Below are 18,174 nucleotides of genomic sequence, written 5' to 3' on the forward strand. Positions count from 1 at the left end.
TATCCTCCTTCAGTTCTATTCAGTGAAAGCTGTATTTCTGTACATCTCTATTAGTGTAGCACAGTGGTTTTTCCATTGTAAGGACTATGAAGGCGTTTTATTAAAAATTCCGTTAAACTTGTGAGGAACCTTAATTTCCTCTCAAATTTTAGTTCGCTAATAACTTGTGTACAGTCAAACACAATAGGATTTTTATCTATTGATTCCAATACGTGACTTCCTGATCCAGGGGGGGAATATTCCTCTTTCCCATGCTTCTATCATTTTGGGCGGAGCCCCTATGATTGGTGTAAAGTTTTTTGTGTGTCATCCTTATTTTATTTAGCTTAGACTACACAGATTAGGTGTACAAGAAAAAATAAGTGCATTGAAGAAATCATCCTAAACGTCCTCAACCCTATTGGTAACTTCAACCCTAAACTCAGACCAAAGACGGTCGCAACTTTTATTTGAAATGGTATACTACTTATTACTATCCATATACGTAATACAGAAAGAGGCGACAAACTGAATGGGAAAAATCAAAACTCAATTCCAGAAATTTATGATTGGCAGATACGGCGTGGATAAACTCTCCAGCTTCTTGCTTTACGGTGGTCTTGCTTTCATTATCTTGTTTAATTTACTGAATTGGCCGATTGGCGGCTTACTAGGGTGGGCAGCCATCATCATTAGTTATTATCGAATATTTTCGCGCAATCGGACAAAACGGTATCAAGAAAACCTGAAATATCTAACATTTACTCGCCGGCTTAAGGGAGAATGGAACAAAAAACGGAACAAATTTTACCAACGCAAAGCATATAAGTTCTACTCTTGCCCCAACTGCCATGAAAAATTGCGTGTTCCGCGAAATAAAGGAAAAATCAACATTACCTGTCCTCACTGCAAGGAGCAATTCATCAAAAAAACTTAATGTAACAACTTCTCAATAGACAGTACTTTTTTAAAAGAATCCCGTTCATCTCTTGTCGGACTTTCCCGATAGATTGAACGGGATTTTGTTTTCTCTGTTTAAAAAAGGTCTGCGTTAAATAATGGATAACATATTTCAGTAAATTCACTATCTCATTTTATTTAAAGCTAAAAAAAAGAATTGTCTATGTGACAATTCTTTTTTTCTATCGTTTTTGGTATTGATAAGGGAAATGAATGTAATCTACAATCTTAAAATTTCCGGAAGAAATTTCAATTTTTAAGAGTTTCCAACACGACAAAGAGCTATTCTTTTTTTGTAGATTTATTGAACCTTTTCAGCTTCTTTTATTGGTTTATTGGTTTCTAATCCGCTATTATCCGACAATAATTTATTGGCAATAATCAGTAAAATCGGTAGTATCACATCGTCAGCATAGCCTGCTACAGGAATAAAATCCGGAATAAAATCGATAGGGCTGATAATATAAAGAACGATTGCCCCTACCATCAATTTCTTTTTCCCACTTACTTTTGTACTAAAAAGGGATAGTAAAAGTGATTTTATTTGTGTCATAGGTGTCTTCTTTTGCTTTTGTACCATTTTCATTTTTCATCATCCTTTGCAATTATAGAAAAATTAGTTAGACTTGCTTGCCAAATTTCTGAGACTGAGCGGATGCTTTTGCAACTTGTTTAGAAAACTAGCCTTTTGGGAGACTTTATTAACGAAATAATAGGCAAAGATTCTTTATTGAACCTATCGCTTTCGTTCATGGCTTTAGTATAACGGATTTCCCGAAGAAATAAATCAGTCTAGAGTATGACATTCATACACGAAAAAAAGTTAGTTTAATTAAATAAAAATAGACAGAATAGTTAAAAACAACTACTCTGTCTATTAATGGATAACCATTTATAAATTGGTTAATCTTGAATCAAACTGTTCCCTTGTTCAATAAAATCCAATAACGTCTCTCTATCTGGCAGCCTTTCATTATCCCCAAGGTTTTGTACTTGGATCGCTCCGATAGCGTTTGCACGAACAGTGGATTGTTCTAAAGTTAACCCATCTAAATAACCGCTAATGATTCCTACCGCAAATCCGTCACCTGCTCCTACAGTATCATTTACATTTTTAAAATCAACCAGACCGATTACATCTTCAATAAACAGCTTGGAAAAGGCACTGCCTTTTCGATAATACGCTGTTTCAGGATTTCCTTCATCCATCTTGCTTTTCAACATGAAACCCGTATTGCTATCCTCATCCAGAGAAATGAATTCGGTCCCAATTCCCTCTAACTCTAAGAACTTTAAAATGTAACGTCCAAAGTAATCGTCCCCTAGGCGGGTAATGAGTTCTGCATCTATCCCTAAGCGAGATAAGCCGATTCCTACGTTTACTTCTGCTCCAGCAACTTTTTTGGAGAAATAATATGCATCGTCTAATTTTCCAGACTCATATGCACTAAATAAACCCATCGCTTCACCGATTAAAACAACATCTTTCTTCATTGCTATTTCCACTTCCTAACCGTTTTTTTATTCTTTTTTTAAAAGAGGATCAAGTTATGCCTGATCCTCCCAATTTTCTTGTCGTTATTTTTTGTAGTTAAAATCAGGAATAGCTTTCCAGCGGTCTCTTAGTGAGCGAACAACCATTTTTGGCTGGCGAGCACGATTGAATACTCCTTTTTTATTCCCTTGCACACGATTGGTACCTTGCTTCATTTCAAAATCCGACACCTTGATCATTAAATGAAGCTGGCACAGCCATAACGTCTTTTGTTGGCAACGGTTGGTAAACTTAATTCAGTTGGTTCATCCATCTTTTTCTGAAGAAATAATGCCTACTATGGATACTTTTTTGAAGGTAACAGAACAATTACAGAAACAAAAACCGAATTGCTGCTATTTTTTTAATACCAGTTTTGGATTAGAATATAGTGCGATTGGTTTGTGGGAAGAAGAAAAATTTCAAGGTTCTATTTTTGTTGGCCCTTTTCTTTCTAATGCGCCTAACCTTGACTTTATTAACCGTGTAATTTCTTCCAATCAATTACCCCTTCATAGTCGTAAAACACTGCAAGATTTTTACGATTCTTTAATTGTCGTTCATCCCCATGAGTTGAATCATTTGAATGTCCTTTTGACAAATTTGTTTTCACATCCTTATGTGGCGCCGCAATTACGATCATCTGATTCTCTTCCATCTTTCTCTACAAAACATGAAGTCCTCAGTAAACAAGAAACTACACAACAGACTATCGAAGCTCGCTATAAATTTGAAAACGAACTCATGTCAGTGGTTGCTAAAGGCGATGGGCTTCTCGCCATCAAAATTATGGATGAGCACCTAGAATTGATCGACTTCTCGTATCGGGCCAGCGATAATCCTATTCGAGCATATAAAAACCTTTTGTTCTCATTAAACACGTTGAATCGAAAAGCTGCTGAAAAAGGCGGAGTCCACCCTATCTATCTGCACAGCATTTCTGAAAAATTTGCCATCATGATTGAACGCACCAAGGATCTGCCAACGTTATATGAAATTAGAAGAGCGCTCTTAATGGAATACAGCGAAAGTGTACGTACGTATTCAAATCCAGAGTACAGTGATATTGTCAAAAGAGCGATTCATTATATTTTGCTGCACATCGATTATCCATTAACGTTGGAAGAAATCGCGAAAAAAATTTATGTCAATCCAGCTCATTTGTCCCGTAAGTTTAAAAGCGAAACACACATGACGCTAACACAATATATTCATTACAAAAAAATAGAAGAAGCAAAACCTTATTTAGAAAAAGGAAGTCTATCCATTACTGAAATTGCTTTACTCGTTGGTTTTAATGATTCCAATTATTTTGGGAAAGTGTTTAAAAAAGTGACGGGTATGACTCCTTCTCTTTTCATAGCCAATACAAATAAGTAGCAACTTTTTCGAGAAATGCTATGTATACATTGAAATTAGACAAAAAAGGTGCCTCAAAAACTGTTGTTTTTGAGGCACCTTTTTTGTCATGTTCTCTTCTAATTCTATTAAGATATAAACGGTCGTCCGCCTGCTAGTACTAACCCGACAATTGCAGTTATTACTAGTAAACCAACTAGTCCATTTTTCATCGCTTTTGTGCCTTTTTTGCTAAAGGCCATTTCACAAATACCAATTGTGCTTAACCCAAGTAAAATCTTCACTATCGTTAATACCATTTGAGATTCGAATGTATAAAAGACTAAACGTGCTCCCGTTACGATCAAGATAAGATAAATCACCCGTATGACCATCAAGAGTGGTTTCATCTCTTTATCCTGGTTAAGTAATTTTACTAAAACGGCTATAAATAAAAGTATAAAAGCTGTTAAATGAGTGTGCAGCCACATTTCTTTCTCCTCCTCTAATTAATTAGTGTGTTTACATTTCTCATTGTAACACTAGTGTCACTTTCAATCAATTAGAAGAATCGCTGACTATACTATTGTTCTTTTTTATTTTCATTAGTCTATAAGGTATCCATATTATATCTGGAGTAGCACTCCGCAATACTAAGGATAAACAGCATCGCGTTACGATACCTTTTCTTTCACAATATATATCGCAGCGTGATATACTATACTTACCAAATACATCGAGGTGTGATATATTGAACAACAAAAAATTGAAACATTCTTATATTCCGATGACTGAAACTGCATTCTATATCCTTCTATCTTTAGTTACACCGAAACATGGATATGCCATTATTGATTATGTTGAAAAGCTGACTAAAAAACGTATTTCATTAGGTCCGGGAACTATTTATGGAACTTTATCAAAGATGAAAAATGACGGTTTGATCGAACCAGTAAAAGAAGAAAGCAACCGAAAAATTTATCAAATCACACCCTTAGGAAAAGAGATTTTAGATAGTGAGAAAGCACGTATTGAGGAACTCTATCTAAACTCTAAAGGAGGTCTATAATCATGGAGAAAAAAGTATTTAAATTCATTACAGTAGATCAACTGGAAAAAGAGCAGGATTTTCTGCATAATATGGCTTTAGAAGGCTGGCATTTTTCTAAATATAAAAACTTTCAGTACCAATTTGAACAAGGTAAACCGGCAAACTATGTTTATCGTATTGACTACAAAGAAACTTTAGAAGATTTAGATGAATATTTGGCTATTTTTGAAGATGCTGGTTGGGAAGCTGTTTACTCTTATCCTATATTTCAAGGCAGTTGGATTTACTTCAGAAAACTTAGTACAGACGAAACTCAAAATCTTGAAATCTTTACGGACAAGGATTCGATGATTGGTTTATTGAAAAAGGTAAGAATGCATTGGACCTGGTTCGGAATGACTATGTCACTTATCTTGCTTTTTCTTCTATTATCAAATTTATTCACTACCAGATCCCTTATCAGCGGTATTCCAATAACCATTTGTTTCCTGATTATTTTAATCCTCTACGGAAAGCTTTTCTTTAACTTAACAAAAAAAATCAATCAATTAGAACAGACATAAGCAACTTGCTCAATTTAATTTAAACTGTAGGTATATGTGCAGAATATTTATTTAGTACCTCAACTAAAAGAATAGCAGCAGGATTAAAAGCAGTATTATTTAATAGAGGTTGGAACAGATCTCTTTTTTACAGATGATTTCATATGTATCCGTAAAAAAAGGCTTAAATCAAATTTCCCTTTGATTTAAACCTTTTTTTATTTTTTTCAGTTCATTGAGCTACCCAATGATGAGGGCTGACTTCTTTAAAGACACTTTTTTCTGAATGAAATCCAGCTTCTTCATCGGTCGCTGCACTTATTGGTTTTTTAGTCGCCTCATAAGCTGGGTCTGGAACTGGAATGGCAGCTAATAGTTTTTTCGTATACGGATGAATGGGATTTGAAAATAATTCTTCCGCATCGGCTAATTCTACGATTCGACCATTGTACATCACAGCTACTCGGTCTGATATCTGCTTGACCATCGCTAAGTCATGAGCAATAAATAAATAGGATAACCCTAGTCTTTCTTGCAGCTCTTCTAAAAGTTCAACAATTTGTGCTTGAATAGACGCATCTAATGCTGATAATGGTTCATCGAGGACAATAAATGCAGGATCTACTGCTAAAGCTCGTGCGATACCAATTCGCTGTCTTTGACCGCCTGAGAATTCATGCGGATAACGCTGTGCAAATTCTTCATTTAGTCCAACGAGACGCAACAATTCAGCTACTTTAGCATTGCGTTCTTTTTTGTTTTTGGCTAAATGGTGGATATCCAAAGCTTCACCAATAATATCTTGAATTTTCATTCGCGGATTCAAAGAAGCATACGGATCTTGAAAGATGATCTGCATGTGCTTGCGCATCGTTTTTAATTCTTTTGGAGACAGATGGTTCAAGTCAAACCCTTGATACAAGGTTTCTCCGCCAGTGGCTTCATGCAAACGAAGAATCGTTCTTCCGGTAGTCGATTTTCCAGAGCCAGATTCACCAACTAAGCCAAGGGTTTCCCCTTCATAAATGGCAAAGCTGATGTCATCCACTGCTTTTAATAGACCGGTTTTTCCTAAAGGGAAATGTTTTTCTAGATGAGAAACGTCTAGCAGTTTTTTTCGTTTTCCTGAGTGGATTTCTGCCAGCTTTTTTTTATGTCGTTCTGACTTTTCTTTATGCAAATTGGGAATGGCAGCCAAAAGCATTTTAGTATACGCTTCTTTCGGGTGCTGAAAAACGTCTTTTGTTTCGCCTGTTTCTACTACTTGGCCATTTTTCATAACGATCACTTGATCGCACATATTTGCTACAACACCAAAGTCATGTGTGATCAAAATAATCGCTGTCCCAAACTTCTCTTGAACCTCTTTTAATAAGTCCAAAATTTGAGCTTGGATCGTGACGTCTAATGCTGTTGTCGGTTCATCTGCGATCAACAGTGCCGGTTTGCAGACTAACGCTAAAGCAATCATCATCCGCTGACGCATGCCTCCTGAAAATTCATGGGCATACTGTTTGTACCGTACGTCTACATCAGTGATCCCAACATGATGCATAATGTCTTTTGCTCGGATTTCTGCTTCTATTTTCGATAATTTTTCATGATAAAGAATCGTTTCAGTGATTTGGCTTCCGACTGTCATCGTTGGGTTCAAAGAAGTCATCGGATCTTGAAAAATCATCCCGATATCTTTTCCCCGTATACCTCTCATTTTTTTCTCAGGCAGGCTAAGCAAATCTTTCCCCATAAATACAATATTGCTTTTAGAATGAACATAGGCATTGGGCGCTAACAACCCCATAATCGAGCGAGCCGTTACGCTCTTTCCGCTGCCAGATTCTCCAACGATTCCCAGTGTTTCTCCTTTTTTAACTGCGAAAGAAACATTCGAGGTGACTTGCTGTGTACTGCTTCCTGTCGTAAAAGAGACAGATAAATTGTTTACATTCAATAGCGTTTCCATAAGCGACTCCTTTAACCATTCTTAGTCAAAATAAATAAAGATGATCCTGTTTAGGCTGTTTTAGGTATTAAATGGCAGTTCTCTTGCTTAGAAATGTAACACGATTCAATCTAAAAATAAACCCCGTTACTTACTAATTAAAAGTTTTTCACTTAATCGCTTGACGAATATAAGAGTGTTTGCTATATTTATGTCTAGTTAGACAAGTGAACACCTCTGAAAAACGATGAAAAGAAAAGTACAAGTTGGATGACAGCACAGCGAGTCCCGTCTGGTGGAAAGGGATCTGGAAGAAAATTTGGAAGTGCATCTTGGAGTTGTATGGTTGAATGAACATTTCTTTAGACCATATCGGGTTTGCCCGTTACAGCAAATCGGTATATCCGTCTGTTATTTATGGCGCCGTACCGAATTAAGCATACAAAGTAAAACAAGAATGGCAGTTCTTTTTCTCTTTGTAACCATTAAGGTGGAACCGTAAAATATTGCATTTTGCCCTTAAACAGCTCTTCATCATATGAAGAAGAGCCGTTTAAGGGCTTTTTTGTTTGTTTTTCAGGAAAAATCACATCTAACGAATCACTAAAAAAATAAAAAACCGAAAGGAGGAAATGCCATGCACGCCAAACCAAATTGGCTGCAAACGATCAGTCAATCTTATCAAGAAGCTTCTCAGCAACGCATTATTGCCTTGGGTTTAGGTTTGCTCAGCTTCCCGTTTCAACTGCTCGTGCTCATCCGCTACTTACTAAAGAATCGCTTATCTGAATTACACGCTGTAGAGCAAAAAATCAAACGAACATTTGAAGAAAGCGGTGCGGCAGCGGCTTTAAAGGAAAACCTTCTGAACCAAGAAAAACGAAAGGCTGATTTTCTGCAGCAAAACAGCTCGAAAGCACAGATGGAAAAAAGAGTGAATGAACTTTATCAGACGGCTTATCAAAAAGAACTAAAGGAGCGTACATTGGCTTATTACCAAGAATCAACTAGCGAGCAGCCCAGTTTCTTGAATGAAACCGTCAAATGGCTGCAGCAGCCGCTGGGTTTTGTTTTGTCTCTATTTCTGGGCTTGCCTATGTATGTACTCTTGTTGATCGTCTCTATTCCTACGTTGCGCTACATTGTTGATCGCTTAATTATGATGGTGTTCGTTATTATCGGCGTTACCATTATCGTCTTTACTTTATTGTACTTATCGCCTTCAGATTCAGCGACAAACATTTTAGGAGTACAAGCAACGCCTGAACAAATTATCAACTTTAATGCTGTTCATGGCTTAGATGATCCTTATCTGATCCAGTTGGGCCGAACCATCAAAGGTATTTTCACATTTGATCTAGGCAATGCTTTTGAAGGAAATGAACGTGTTGTAACAATGATCATGCGTCGCTTCCCAGTCACTTTACAATTGACTTTATTCGCCTTGGCGCTTTCCGTTGTAGTTGCTCTCCCTGCTGGAATTTATGCAGCGGTTAAAGCTAACACAACGTTTGACCATCTTTTTATGTTGATTGCTTTGATCGGAATATCCATTCCTAGTTTCTGGCAAGGATTGATCTTTATTTTGACATTCTCTATCAACTTAGGGTGGCTGCCGGCTACTTACAATGCGGACAATCTGGTTTCTCTTATTATGCCAGCCGTTGTTCTGGGAACGGGCTTGATGGCTTCGGTTGCGCGAATGACCCGTTCATCGACACTGGAAGTCATCAATGAAGATTACATTTTGACAGCCCGAGCTAAAGGCCTGTCAACTAGAAGAGTTATTCTGCGGCATGCCGTACCAAACGCTTTGATTCCGATCGTTACGATTATTGGCTTACAGTTTGGCGGAATGCTGGGCGGCTCCTCTGTGACGGAAAAAGTATTTAATATCAATGGTGTAGGGAGCTATATTGTCGATAAACAGTTTGTTCCAGATATCCCAAGTGTTATGGGCGGCGTTATTTATATCGCCGTTATCTTATCGATGGTCAATGTCTTTATTGACTTACTTTACAGCTTTATTGATCCACGAATTCGTTCTCGGATCAAAAGCGGACGATGAAAGCAGGTGTCTCTTAAGTGAAATCATACCAAACAAATTTGGTTTACCAACAAATCCGCTTCAACAATGGATTGACTTGGGGGTATGCCGTATTATGGGTACTGCTGAGCATTCAATTTCAGCCGTTTGGATTTAAACCGGTGATTCTAGGAATAGGTGTTTTAAATGTACTCGTCAGTTTAGTACACCAATGGTTACTCCAAATGGTCAAAAAAGACGATTTCCATGCTGAAATAAAACTTCCTTCAGTTAAAATCCTTTCAGTGGTCATGCTCTTTAGTCTTTTGATTGGAAATATCTTTGCTTTTATTTCAGGAATCATCACGCTGAAAAAAACACTAACGACTAGCCTGATTTATGCTATTTATATGGTGTTGGTAGATGTACTCGTCATTGCTGTGACGGCATTGAATGTGTTCAAACCGTTTGTATCGAACACTTTTTTACCGCTCTTTTATCTGATGATTGCTTCTCTGATTTTCCATAGCTTCGTTTTAGCCTTTGGACAAAGATGGTTTGACTGGCAGCCAACGGTTCAAAAAATAACGTTGCTCATACTGGCGCTGACCGGTCTTACAGGGAACATACTTGTCTTTTTTGTCGCAGCTTCTTTGTATCAAAATAATAAACCCGACCACATAGGGAAACGTCAAACCAGTATTCGCGAAAAGTTGATCAAAAATCAAGCCGCTTTGCTTGGACTGCTGTTCATTACTTTTTTGATCATGCTGGCGGTTACCTGTAATTGGACGTTTAGTTATTCTTTTGCGGTTCAAAATGACTACAGCTCGATTTTGAAAAGTCCTTCTTTACGTTATCCTTTTGGCACGGATAATTATGGACGCGATGTTTTTTCAAGAATTATTTTCGGCACACAAATTTCGTTGTCTGTCGGTTTGATCGCAACCGCCATTCCTTTAGTCGTTGGCGGCGTTTTAGGCGCAATATCTGGTTTTTACGGCCGTACGACCGACAACGTAATCATGCGATTATTGGATGTGCTTTACGCCATTCCCGGCATGCTGTTAGCCATTACGATCATAGCGGCATTTGGCGCTTCAACAACGAACTTAGTCATTGCATTAAGTTTAGGCTCGATTCCATCTTATGCTAGAACGATGCGAGCCAATGTCATGCAAGTCAGCAATTTGGAATACATTGAATCAGCTCGGGCTTTGGGACAAACTAACGGCCGGATCATTTCAAGGCATGTTATCCCGAATGCGATGGCTCCAATGATCGTTCGTTCAACGTTAACAATCGGAACGGCCGTTATTTCGACAAGCAGTTTAAGTTATCTTGGACTTGGGGTTGAAGCTCACATTCCAGAGTGGGGAAATATTTTAAGGATCGGCAGCCAATACTTAGAGACTAGTCCGTATTTGGCGATCTATCCAGGGTTAGCGATTATCCTGCTGGTTTTATCATTTAATTTCTTGGGCGATGGTATCCGAGATGCCACCGATCCAAAATTGAATTAATAAGGGTTCATTATCTTTGTTTTATAGACAATAAAAAAACTTGGAGGTTAAGTGCAATGAAAAAACGATTATTATCTCTACTAACTCTTACAGCTGGTGTGGTTTTATTAGCAGCTTGTGGTGTTCAAACAGAAGACCAAGCGAGCAACGGCAACTCTGCTTCAACTAGTGAAACAACGGAAAAAAATACGATTGAACTATTAGGCACTTCAAGCAATGAAACCGACATGAATATCGTCAGAGATCAATTGATCAAAAATGGCTTCGATGTAAAATTGAATACTCAGCCGGACTATGCTAGTTTCCAAACCCAAAAAGAAGCTGGTAATTATGATCTAGCGATCTCAAGCTGGACAACTGTAACCGGAAATCCTGACTATGCTGTGCGTTCTTTATTTATTACAGACGGCGATAACAGCAGCATGTCAAACAGCGAAGTAGATGCTTTGATTGATGAAGCAGCTCTGCAAACTGCTGATGAGTATACTCAAACGTATAAAGAATTAGAAGATGTCTTAGTTACTGAAAATGCTTATATCGCCCCGCTTTATACTTCTTTAAAAGCTCAAGCATTTAACAGCGAACTCTTAAAGCCTGATTCTATTCGTTTGTCAAAATCGCGTGCTTTTGCTTGGGAAAACGTGCAATTTAACGACACGGCTTTGAACGATACAGAATCCCTGCTGTTGACGCAAACGATGGGAGATTTGACTTCATTAGACCCTATCAAAGGCAATGACGGATCGATTAATCAATTGAATACGAATATGTATGTCCGCTTAGTGAACTTAACAGATGATGACAAAGTTGTTTCTGATGGCTCTTTAAGTTACAACCACGCAATCGCAGACGGCAACTCGGATTACTACTTCATTTTACGCGATGATATTAATTTTGCAGCCGTTGAAGATGGACAAGCTGTCGATACTGGTAAAATGGTCAGTGGTCAAGATGCTATTTTCTCATTAAACCGCGCAAAAAATCCGAATTCTGTACCAGACCACCGGACGTACAGTTTACATGAGCACATCGACTCGGCTAGCTTGGTTACAGATCTTACTGAACTTGAAAATGCTCAGTTGTCTGACGGCAGCGGGTCTGTCAAAGAAGCTTTAGAAGCTGGTTTAGAAGCTCCTATTGCTGCAGTTGTAGAAGATGCAGAACAAGTTGATAATGCTTCAGGAAATTACCAAGTGATCAAAATGACCACAACAGAACCTTTCCCGCAAGTCTTAAACTACTTGGCGCACCAATCTGCAGGAATCGTGTCACAAGAACAAGTTGAAAGCATCAACACATACGATATCGAAAACTTTGATATCACTACTGATATCCCTTACGGAGACCAACGGACCGTAACAAAAGGCGAAACATATGACAATCATTTGTATGCCAGCGGTCCTTACATCATGATCCAAAAAGACGACTATGCCGCAACTTTCCAAAAAAATCCGGCTTATATGGCTGGAACAGAAAACGAAGCACAGATTGCTAATGTGACGGTTCGTTTTATCGGAGATGCGGATAGTGCCCTATCTGCTTTACGTTCTGGTGAAATCCACTTATTGTATGGATTAGATGAAACAAAATATGACGTTGTTGAAGGCGAAGACAGCTTAACATTACAAAGTATGCCAAGTAATGGTGTAACGTACATGTTGTTCAATACCAATGGACGGGATGTTTCTGATAGTGCCGATTTGCGTAAATCGATTCTTTACTCCATCAACCAAGATGAAATCAGTTCTGCTTACGATGGTTTGAAATTAAAAGCTTACTCGACTGTTAGTCCGTTAGTCGACACTGGAAATGAGTTAGTAGCCGATCCAGCTAAAGTAGAAGAATTCTATCAAAATTATTTAGATTCAGCAAAATAAGCTAAGAAAAAGCCGCATCAGAAATCCATAATAGGATTTTTGATGCGGCTTTTCGTTTGTTAAGGATAAGTTGTTTATTTTTTTGTTGGAATAACCATTGCTTTTTCTTGCGAAATCAAGCACAACTCTTGAGCTTTAAAAATATGCTCTTGTGTCATAGCCTTTTCAGTACGGTTGATACAGTCTTTGATCATTTCGCCAAAGAATGGGAAGCCTACTTCTCCCGTTAGAGAATAATGTTCCTCTCCTTCTGCAGTAACCAAATACAAATGATCGCCGGTTTCTTCACGCGCTACATCAAGGTATTTGCGAACTTCAATCGTTCCTTTAGTCCCCGTAATAAATGTTCGGCCATCTCCCCAAGTGCTTAAGCCATCTGGTGTAAACCAATCGACTTTAAAGATGAAAGTTGCTCCATTGTCGCCTAGGAATGTTGCATCTCCATAATCTTCCAGTTCAGGAGTGTCGGGATTAGCATAGTTTCCGACTTTACTGTGCAGAACTTCAGCATTTTCATTGCCGGTATAATACAAGAACTGTTCAATTTGGTGGCTGCCGATGTCGCACAAGATTCCGCCATATTGTTCTTTCTTAAAGAACCAGTCTGGGCGTATGTCTTTGTCCAAACGATGTGGACCAAAACCGGTCACTTGAATGACTTCTCCAATTTTACCGTCTTTGATCAATTGTCCTGCAAAAACTGCTCCTTCAACATGCAGGCGTTCACTAAAGTAAACAAAAAACTTGCGGCCTGTTTCAGCAACAACTTTTTTAGTTTCTTCCAATTGCGCCATCGTTGTGAAAGCTGTTTTATCCGTAAAATAATCTTTTCCGGCCCGCATCACTCGATTGCCCATCTCACTGCGTAAATTTGGAATAACGGCAGCTGCAACTAATTGAATCGCTGGATCCGCAAGAATGGCTTCTAATGATTCCGCTACTGCCGCTTCAGGAAATTGTTCTTGATAAGCGGCTACTTTTTCTGGATCTGGGTCATAGACCCATTTTAATGTTGCTCCTGCTTCCAGCAATCCATTGGTCATCCCATTGATATGTCCGTGATCCAAAGCTGTTACGGCAAAATTAAACTCACCGGGTTCAACTACTGGATTTGGCTTGCCTTTTGGTGCATAGTTCATTCCGTCTTGCTTCATTTCGATCATCCTTCCACCAACTATTTTTTTATTCTTCTGATTATAAACTTAACAAATATATGGAGCTAAGCGTCGAACTCTTAGCCCCATATATCGTTTATTTCCTAGATTTAAAATAAGTTTTTGTAGCCTGCGTTGTACAAATAATCGCGTGAAGTAATCAAACAGTCGAATGGGTCGCGTCCATATTGATCATCTTGCTCCACCAATAAATAACGTGTTCCACTGGCGATACTTTGTTCAATGATCTCTGGCAAATCTAAACTGCCTTGGCCTAATTCCGCAAATTGAATGATATTGGCAAATGCCGTCATAAAGGTTTCGTAGTCCCCTTCTTTTAAAGCATCAAAAGCTTCCGGAGGGATACTAGCGACTCGATAATCTTTCAAATGCACTAGATCTACTTTTCCAGCATAGTCTTTTAATACAGAAACCGGGTTTTTACCGCCGCGTTGTACCCAGTGGACATCCAATTCAAAACCTAATAAAGGAGCTTCTTCACGGATAATATCCAACAAATATTTTCCATCGTATTTTTTGAATTCGATGTGATGATTGTGGTAATACAATTTTATCCCATGTTCGGCTAATTTCTTAGCTACATCGTTTGCTTCATGACAGAATTCGATGACTTTTTCTAAAGAAGCCATCGCATCAAAAAGCAGCATACCGACGTATAACTCTTTATTGCCCGTTACATGTGCTTTATGCAAATCCAAACCATCTAAAAACAACATGTCTCCAGGTTTTAAATCATATATCTGATTATTGATCAAATATTTGCATTCTCTTCCATAAAAAAACGCCCTTCAAGTATAGCAGTCACCTTTTTATCGCGACTACCTTGAAGGGCATTTATTCTATATTTTTATGCTTATCTGATTGTGCTGAATGCTTGTGACCATAGCAATAAGTCATCAAACATACCTTGTGCATTAACTTTATTGTAGTCGTTTGGTTTGAAAGCACTCATGTTTTCAAAGTCAGCTATTAGAGAGAAGTTTGTTGTTGTGTGGACAGTAGCAACACTCAATTCGCCTAAAATCGAACGCATATTTTCGTGAGCACGTGCGCCGCCTAAGCTGCCGTATCCAACCAATGCTGCTGCTTTATTCGCTACTTCTGGTTTTAAGAAGTCAGTAGCATTTTTTAATGCTCCACCTACTGCATGATTGTATTCTGGAGTGATAAATACATATCCATCAAATGAAGCCATTTTTTCAGACCATGCTTGAATAGCTGCACCTGCTGCTGCTTGACGCTCTTCAGGAAGTTTAGCTCCCAATAGCGGTAGATCATAATCAGCTAACTCAACGATTTCGTATTCTACTCCTTCATCGTTTCTGTTTACTGCAAAATCATAAATCCATTGTGTTACTGCTTCTGAGTTTCTTCCTTCGCGTACGCTTCCTGAGATAATACCGATTTTCATAATTTTTTTCCCCTTTTCTTCTATTATTGTTTCTTCTTTTCTTCCGAATAACACTTCGCTCATTCGAGTGAATACTGATTTACTGCTCAATGTATTTCCTCCGTTGATTTATTTAATTGAAGGTGAACCGTCAATTAATCACTTACATTTCGTAAGTGCTTATTTAGTATGCCACAGAATTAAAAGTATTTCAAGCTAATTTATCACGAATTAGAGATTTATTTATCAAAACTACTTTATTGGACTTTTAACCTTTTGGTTCAATTCCTCTAAATAAAATAATGGTAACGGTATCACTATTGGTTTCGAGGTACTTCTTTTTTTCCTTTCTACACCAGGTAAATATCGGTCAGCTCAATTAATCAAAAAAATACAGCAATGGATCAACTAATGATCGATTGCTGTATTTTTAGGTTCTATCCTTTTTGGTGCTGGCAACTAAAATGACTGTATGCTACAATCTTGAAATTTTGGAGGAATAGTGGCTGCTTGTAGCCATGAAGAGGCTTGAAAACCTGAAGACATAAGTCTCCAGGAAGTCCCATGGCTTTCTACAAGCAAACACGTAAATTACGGAAAAATTTCACTCCCCTAAGAATTACCAACACCATTGGACAAAGAATCTATTTTTCTTGTTAGTCTTCTAAATAAGAAATGTCTTTTTTAACAGGGACTTTTGTGCCGTCAAATTGTTCTTCGATATATTCTTGGACTTCTTCATCGTGGTACAGTTCGCCTAATTTCAGAATGTCCTCATTAGTTGCATTCTCTTTTTGCGTAACCAGAATATTAACGTTATTTTTTGTTTCGTCGTTGATCTCTTCATGGAAGATTGAATCTTCCAAGACATTCAATTCGCCTTCCAGTGCAACCGTATTTCCGATCAAGACCAGGTCTACATCTTGTAGCACTCTCGGACCGGTTGTATCGTCGATTTCAACAAAGGTTAATTTTTTAGGATTGTCAACAATATCACTTGTTGTGCCTAATGCGTCAAAATCATCGGGCAATGTGATCAAACCTGCTGCTTCGAGCAATAACAACCCTCTTGAAGCATTCGATGGATTGTCAGCAATCGCCACAACAGAGCCTTCGCTCACATCGTCTATAGCGTCAAATTTGTCAGTGTAGATGCCCATTGGTTCTAAGTAAGTTGTTGCAAAAGCAGTTAAATCGGACCCGCTCTCTTCATTAAATGAGTTTAAGTATGCCCATGATTGGAAGGCATTGACATCCACTTCGCCTTCAACAGTCGCTGTATTCAATTGAGGTCCGCCGCTGACTTCTTCAACTTCTAATGTGACTCCTGCTTCTTTTGCAGCATCAGATTGAGCAATGTATTCCCAAATTTGAACATCTGATGCTTGGGCTCCGATCACTATTGTTTGTGATTCGTTCGAATCGCTTTTCGAAGACTTTGTTTCTGACGCATCTCCTGTTGAGCCGCAGGCAGCCAATACAAGAGTTGTTGTGATTAAAATGAATGATAGAACGCTTTGTCTTTTTTTCATACCTCATCGCCCTTTCTTAATGCATAGTCATGCCGCCGGTCACGTTGATCGCTTGTCCTGTCATATATGCTGACAAGTGGCTCGCTAGGAATAGAACCACACTCGCAACTTCCGAGGTTTTTGCTGTGCGTCCAAGCGGTATTTGCGAACAATCCTCAGCATAAATTTCTTCAGGCGTCATGCCTCTGATAAGTCCGCCTTCTACTCTTTCACGATGTTTCATTTCTGTTTCGACAATTCCAGGACAGACAGCATTGACAAGAATATTGTCTTTTGCCAGCTCTTTTGCCATCGTTTTGGTGAACCCCAAAACAGCGTGTTTAGAAGCTGTATAGGTGCCTAGTGCGGTATAGCCGTTTTTTCCAGCTTGTGAAGCAATCTGAATGATCCGACCGCCATTCCCGACTTCTTGCATAAGCTTTCCGACATTCTTTGAAGTCAAAAATACTCCTTTGGCATTCACATCCATGACTTTGTCCCAGTCAGAAGTCTGACTGTCTACCACTAAATCCATGGTTGAAATACCCGCGCTGTTCACTAGAATATCGACTTTATCAAAAGCTGCTATTGTATTCTCCAACCAGCTCTGGACGGACGCTTCTGAAGCAACATTCAATTTTGAAACGGCAAATCGGTCTGTTTCCAGTTCGAAGCCTTTTTTATGACCTAAATCTCCAGAAACCACAAAAGCTCCGGCTTCCAGCAAACTGTCTACAACCGCTTTTCCTATCCCGCTTTTTCCGCCGGTTACCAAAGCTACTTTGCCAGTCAAATCAATTCCGATCATTAGTGCTTACCTCCTAAGAGTGATATTATGCAAACGCACGTTCAAACGGATCTCTGCTAAGGCCTTTTTCTAGTACGATCTTTGCGTATTCTTTCGCCGCAAATAAAGAATGGTCTTTGTAATTTCCGCAAGAAATTGGTGACACAGCTGGAACGTCTTCTGTTTCTAAAACACGTTGCAAGGTTTTCTCTAAAGCTGCTGCTACAACTTCGGGCGAATCTTCCTCCCATTTGATCAAATAAAATCCGGTACGGCAGCCCATCGGCGAAATATCAATAATTCCCTCCAGCTCATCTCTTAAATAAGTTGCTAGTAAATGTTCTAATGTATGCAGAGCTGCTGTAGGCAATGTTTCTTGATTCGGCTGCAAAAAGCGCAGATCATATTTTTGAACAATACTGCCTTTACCGCTTTTTTCCACTCCCGCTACACGTACATACGGTGCTTTCACCAAATTATGATCTAATTCAAAACTTTCTACTTTTGCCATGCTGCATTCCTCCTAATTTTTTCCATTT

General features: G+C 38.6%; 17 protein-coding genes, 2 pseudogenes and 1 other annotated feature. Of the genes and pseudogenes, 7 read left to right on the forward strand and 12 right to left on the reverse strand.

Annotation, left to right across the window (positions count from 1 at the left end; all coding sequences use genetic code 11):
* Positions 1–511: 511 nt before the first annotated feature.
* Complete coding sequence (locus JHE06_RS10595; RefSeq protein ID WP_058919366.1) at positions 512–916, forward strand: hypothetical protein; 405 nt, start codon at positions 512–514, stop codon at positions 914–916.
* A gap of 324 nt (positions 917–1,240) precedes the next feature.
* Here JHE06_RS10595 and JHE06_RS10600 read toward each other — a convergent pair whose 3' ends face one another.
* The 3 genes and pseudogenes from JHE06_RS10600 to JHE06_RS10610 form a co-directional block, all read right to left on the reverse strand.
* Entirely contained in the window at positions 1,241–1,525 is a 285-nt protein-coding gene (locus tag JHE06_RS10600; protein WP_058919367.1) for a YkvA family protein, read from the reverse strand.
* Between the two features lie 317 nt (positions 1,526–1,842).
* The gene (locus JHE06_RS10605) at positions 1,843–2,433 is read right to left on the reverse strand and encodes a PfkB family carbohydrate kinase (RefSeq protein ID WP_201088739.1); all 591 of its coding nucleotides are present in this window, start codon (positions 2,431–2,433) and stop codon (positions 1,843–1,845) included.
* 84 nt (positions 2,434–2,517) lie between these two features.
* A pseudogene (locus JHE06_RS10610) lies at positions 2,518–2,661 on the reverse strand (glycoside hydrolase family 2 TIM barrel-domain containing protein); the annotation flags it as partial.
* A 55-nt stretch (positions 2,662–2,716) separates the two neighbouring features.
* Here JHE06_RS10610 and JHE06_RS10615 point away from each other — a divergent pair.
* Complete coding sequence (locus JHE06_RS10615; protein WP_236253507.1) at positions 2,717–3,853, forward strand: helix-turn-helix domain-containing protein; 1,137 nt, start codon at positions 2,717–2,719, stop codon at positions 3,851–3,853.
* 107 nt (positions 3,854–3,960) lie between these two features.
* On the opposite strand, the gene JHE06_RS10620 is transcribed toward JHE06_RS10615, so the two are convergent.
* Positions 3,961–4,302 (reverse strand): DUF1516 family protein, encoded by a 342-nt coding sequence (locus JHE06_RS10620; protein WP_058919370.1) that lies wholly within the window; start codon positions 4,300–4,302, stop codon positions 3,961–3,963.
* Between the two features lie 260 nt (positions 4,303–4,562).
* Here JHE06_RS10620 and JHE06_RS10625 point away from each other — a divergent pair, with 260 nt between their 5' ends.
* Together JHE06_RS10625 and JHE06_RS10630 are read left to right on the forward strand one after the other, a co-directional pair.
* Positions 4,563–4,880 (forward strand): PadR family transcriptional regulator, encoded by a 318-nt coding sequence (locus JHE06_RS10625; protein ID WP_442857123.1) that lies wholly within the window; start codon positions 4,563–4,565, stop codon positions 4,878–4,880.
* A 2-nt stretch (positions 4,881–4,882) separates the two neighbouring features.
* The gene (locus tag JHE06_RS10630; protein WP_058919371.1) at positions 4,883–5,425 is read left to right on the forward strand and encodes a DUF2812 domain-containing protein; all 543 of its coding nucleotides are present in this window, start codon (positions 4,883–4,885) and stop codon (positions 5,423–5,425) included.
* A 211-nt stretch (positions 5,426–5,636) separates the two neighbouring features.
* On the opposite strand, the gene JHE06_RS12225 is transcribed toward JHE06_RS10630, so the two are convergent.
* Positions 5,637–6,539 (reverse strand): ABC transporter ATP-binding protein, encoded by a 903-nt coding sequence (locus tag JHE06_RS12225; RefSeq protein ID WP_231726795.1) that lies wholly within the window; start codon positions 6,537–6,539, stop codon positions 5,637–5,639.
* Between the two features lie 18 nt (positions 6,540–6,557).
* Positions 6,558–7,367 (reverse strand): annotated as a pseudogene (locus JHE06_RS12230) (ABC transporter ATP-binding protein); the annotation flags it as partial.
* Between the two features lie 217 nt (positions 7,368–7,584).
* Positions 7,585–7,870: a binding site (T-box leader), on the forward strand.
* A 113-nt stretch (positions 7,871–7,983) separates the two neighbouring features.
* On the opposite strand from JHE06_RS12230, the gene JHE06_RS10640 reads away from it, so the two are divergent.
* Genes JHE06_RS10640 through JHE06_RS10650 form a run of 3 tightly spaced genes read left to right on the forward strand, consistent with a single transcriptional unit; the run spans position 7,984 to position 12,772 of the window.
* Complete coding sequence (locus tag JHE06_RS10640; RefSeq protein WP_089977969.1) at positions 7,984–9,414, forward strand: ABC transporter permease; 1,431 nt, start codon at positions 7,984–7,986, stop codon at positions 9,412–9,414.
* Positions 9,415–9,431: 17 nt separating this feature from the next.
* Positions 9,432–10,895: an ABC transporter permease gene (locus JHE06_RS10645; protein ID WP_058919374.1), complete on the forward strand. Its 1,464-nt coding sequence runs from the start codon at positions 9,432–9,434 to the stop codon at positions 10,893–10,895.
* 56 nt (positions 10,896–10,951) lie between these two features.
* Positions 10,952–12,772, forward strand: a complete 1,821-nt coding sequence (locus tag JHE06_RS10650) for an ABC transporter substrate-binding protein (protein ID WP_201088740.1) — start codon at positions 10,952–10,954, stop codon at positions 12,770–12,772.
* A gap of 74 nt (positions 12,773–12,846) precedes the next feature.
* On the opposite strand, the gene JHE06_RS10655 is transcribed toward JHE06_RS10650, so the two are convergent.
* From JHE06_RS10655 to JHE06_RS10680, 6 genes are all read right to left on the reverse strand, one after another.
* On the reverse strand, positions 12,847–13,926 hold the full coding sequence (locus JHE06_RS10655; RefSeq protein WP_201088741.1) for a Gfo/Idh/MocA family protein: 1,080 nt from the start codon (positions 13,924–13,926) through the stop codon (positions 12,847–12,849).
* A gap of 110 nt (positions 13,927–14,036) precedes the next feature.
* The gene (locus tag JHE06_RS10660; RefSeq protein WP_236253508.1) at positions 14,037–14,702 is read right to left on the reverse strand and encodes a sugar phosphate isomerase/epimerase family protein; all 666 of its coding nucleotides are present in this window, start codon (positions 14,700–14,702) and stop codon (positions 14,037–14,039) included.
* Positions 14,703–14,800: 98 nt separating this feature from the next.
* Positions 14,801–15,448: an NADPH-dependent FMN reductase gene (locus JHE06_RS10665; RefSeq protein ID WP_236253509.1), complete on the reverse strand. Its 648-nt coding sequence runs from the start codon at positions 15,446–15,448 to the stop codon at positions 14,801–14,803.
* A 545-nt stretch (positions 15,449–15,993) separates the two neighbouring features.
* On the reverse strand, positions 15,994–16,869 hold the full coding sequence (locus JHE06_RS10670; RefSeq protein WP_201088742.1) for a MetQ/NlpA family ABC transporter substrate-binding protein: 876 nt from the start codon (positions 16,867–16,869) through the stop codon (positions 15,994–15,996).
* A 16-nt stretch (positions 16,870–16,885) separates the two neighbouring features.
* Positions 16,886–17,656 carry an SDR family NAD(P)-dependent oxidoreductase gene (locus JHE06_RS10675; RefSeq protein WP_201088743.1) on the reverse strand — a complete coding sequence of 257 codons (771 nt, stop codon included), beginning with the start codon at positions 17,654–17,656 and terminating at the stop codon, positions 16,886–16,888.
* Between the two features lie 25 nt (positions 17,657–17,681).
* Positions 17,682–18,146: an S-ribosylhomocysteine lyase gene (locus tag JHE06_RS10680; protein ID WP_201088744.1), complete on the reverse strand. Its 465-nt coding sequence runs from the start codon at positions 18,144–18,146 to the stop codon at positions 17,682–17,684.
* Between the last annotated feature and the right edge of the window lie 28 nt (positions 18,147–18,174).

It is taken from the genome of Carnobacterium sp. CS13 (assembly GCF_016653495.1).
Taxonomy (GTDB): Bacteria; Bacillota; Bacilli; order Lactobacillales; family Carnobacteriaceae; genus Carnobacterium_A; species Carnobacterium_A antarcticum.

Excerpts from the sequence above, each read along its gene's own strand:
- JHE06_RS10595 (WP_058919366.1), top strand. The coding sequence starts at position 512 with ATGGGAAAAATCAAAACTCAATTCCAGAAATTTATGATTGGCAGATAC.
- JHE06_RS10600 (WP_058919367.1), bottom strand. The coding sequence starts at position 1,525 with ATGAAAATGGTACAAAAGCAAAAGAAGACACCTATGACACAAATAAAA.
- JHE06_RS10605 (WP_201088739.1), bottom strand. The coding sequence starts at position 2,433 with ATGAAGAAAGATGTTGTTTTAATCGGTGAAGCGATGGGTTTATTTAGT.
- JHE06_RS10620 (WP_058919370.1), bottom strand. The coding sequence starts at position 4,302 with ATGTGGCTGCACACTCATTTAACAGCTTTTATACTTTTATTTATAGCC.
- JHE06_RS10630 (WP_058919371.1), top strand. The coding sequence starts at position 4,883 with ATGGAGAAAAAAGTATTTAAATTCATTACAGTAGATCAACTGGAAAAA.
- JHE06_RS10640 (WP_089977969.1), top strand. The coding sequence starts at position 7,984 with ATGCACGCCAAACCAAATTGGCTGCAAACGATCAGTCAATCTTATCAA.
- JHE06_RS10650 (WP_201088740.1), top strand. The coding sequence starts at position 10,952 with ATGAAAAAACGATTATTATCTCTACTAACTCTTACAGCTGGTGTGGTT.
- JHE06_RS10655 (WP_201088741.1), bottom strand. The coding sequence starts at position 13,926 with ATGAAGCAAGACGGAATGAACTATGCACCAAAAGGCAAGCCAAATCCA.
- JHE06_RS10670 (WP_201088742.1), bottom strand. The coding sequence starts at position 16,869 with ATGAAAAAAAGACAAAGCGTTCTATCATTCATTTTAATCACAACAACT.
- JHE06_RS10675 (WP_201088743.1), bottom strand. The coding sequence starts at position 17,656 with ATGATCGGAATTGATTTGACTGGCAAAGTAGCTTTGGTAACCGGCGGA.
- JHE06_RS10680 (WP_201088744.1), bottom strand. The coding sequence starts at position 18,146 with ATGGCAAAAGTAGAAAGTTTTGAATTAGATCATAATTTGGTGAAAGCA.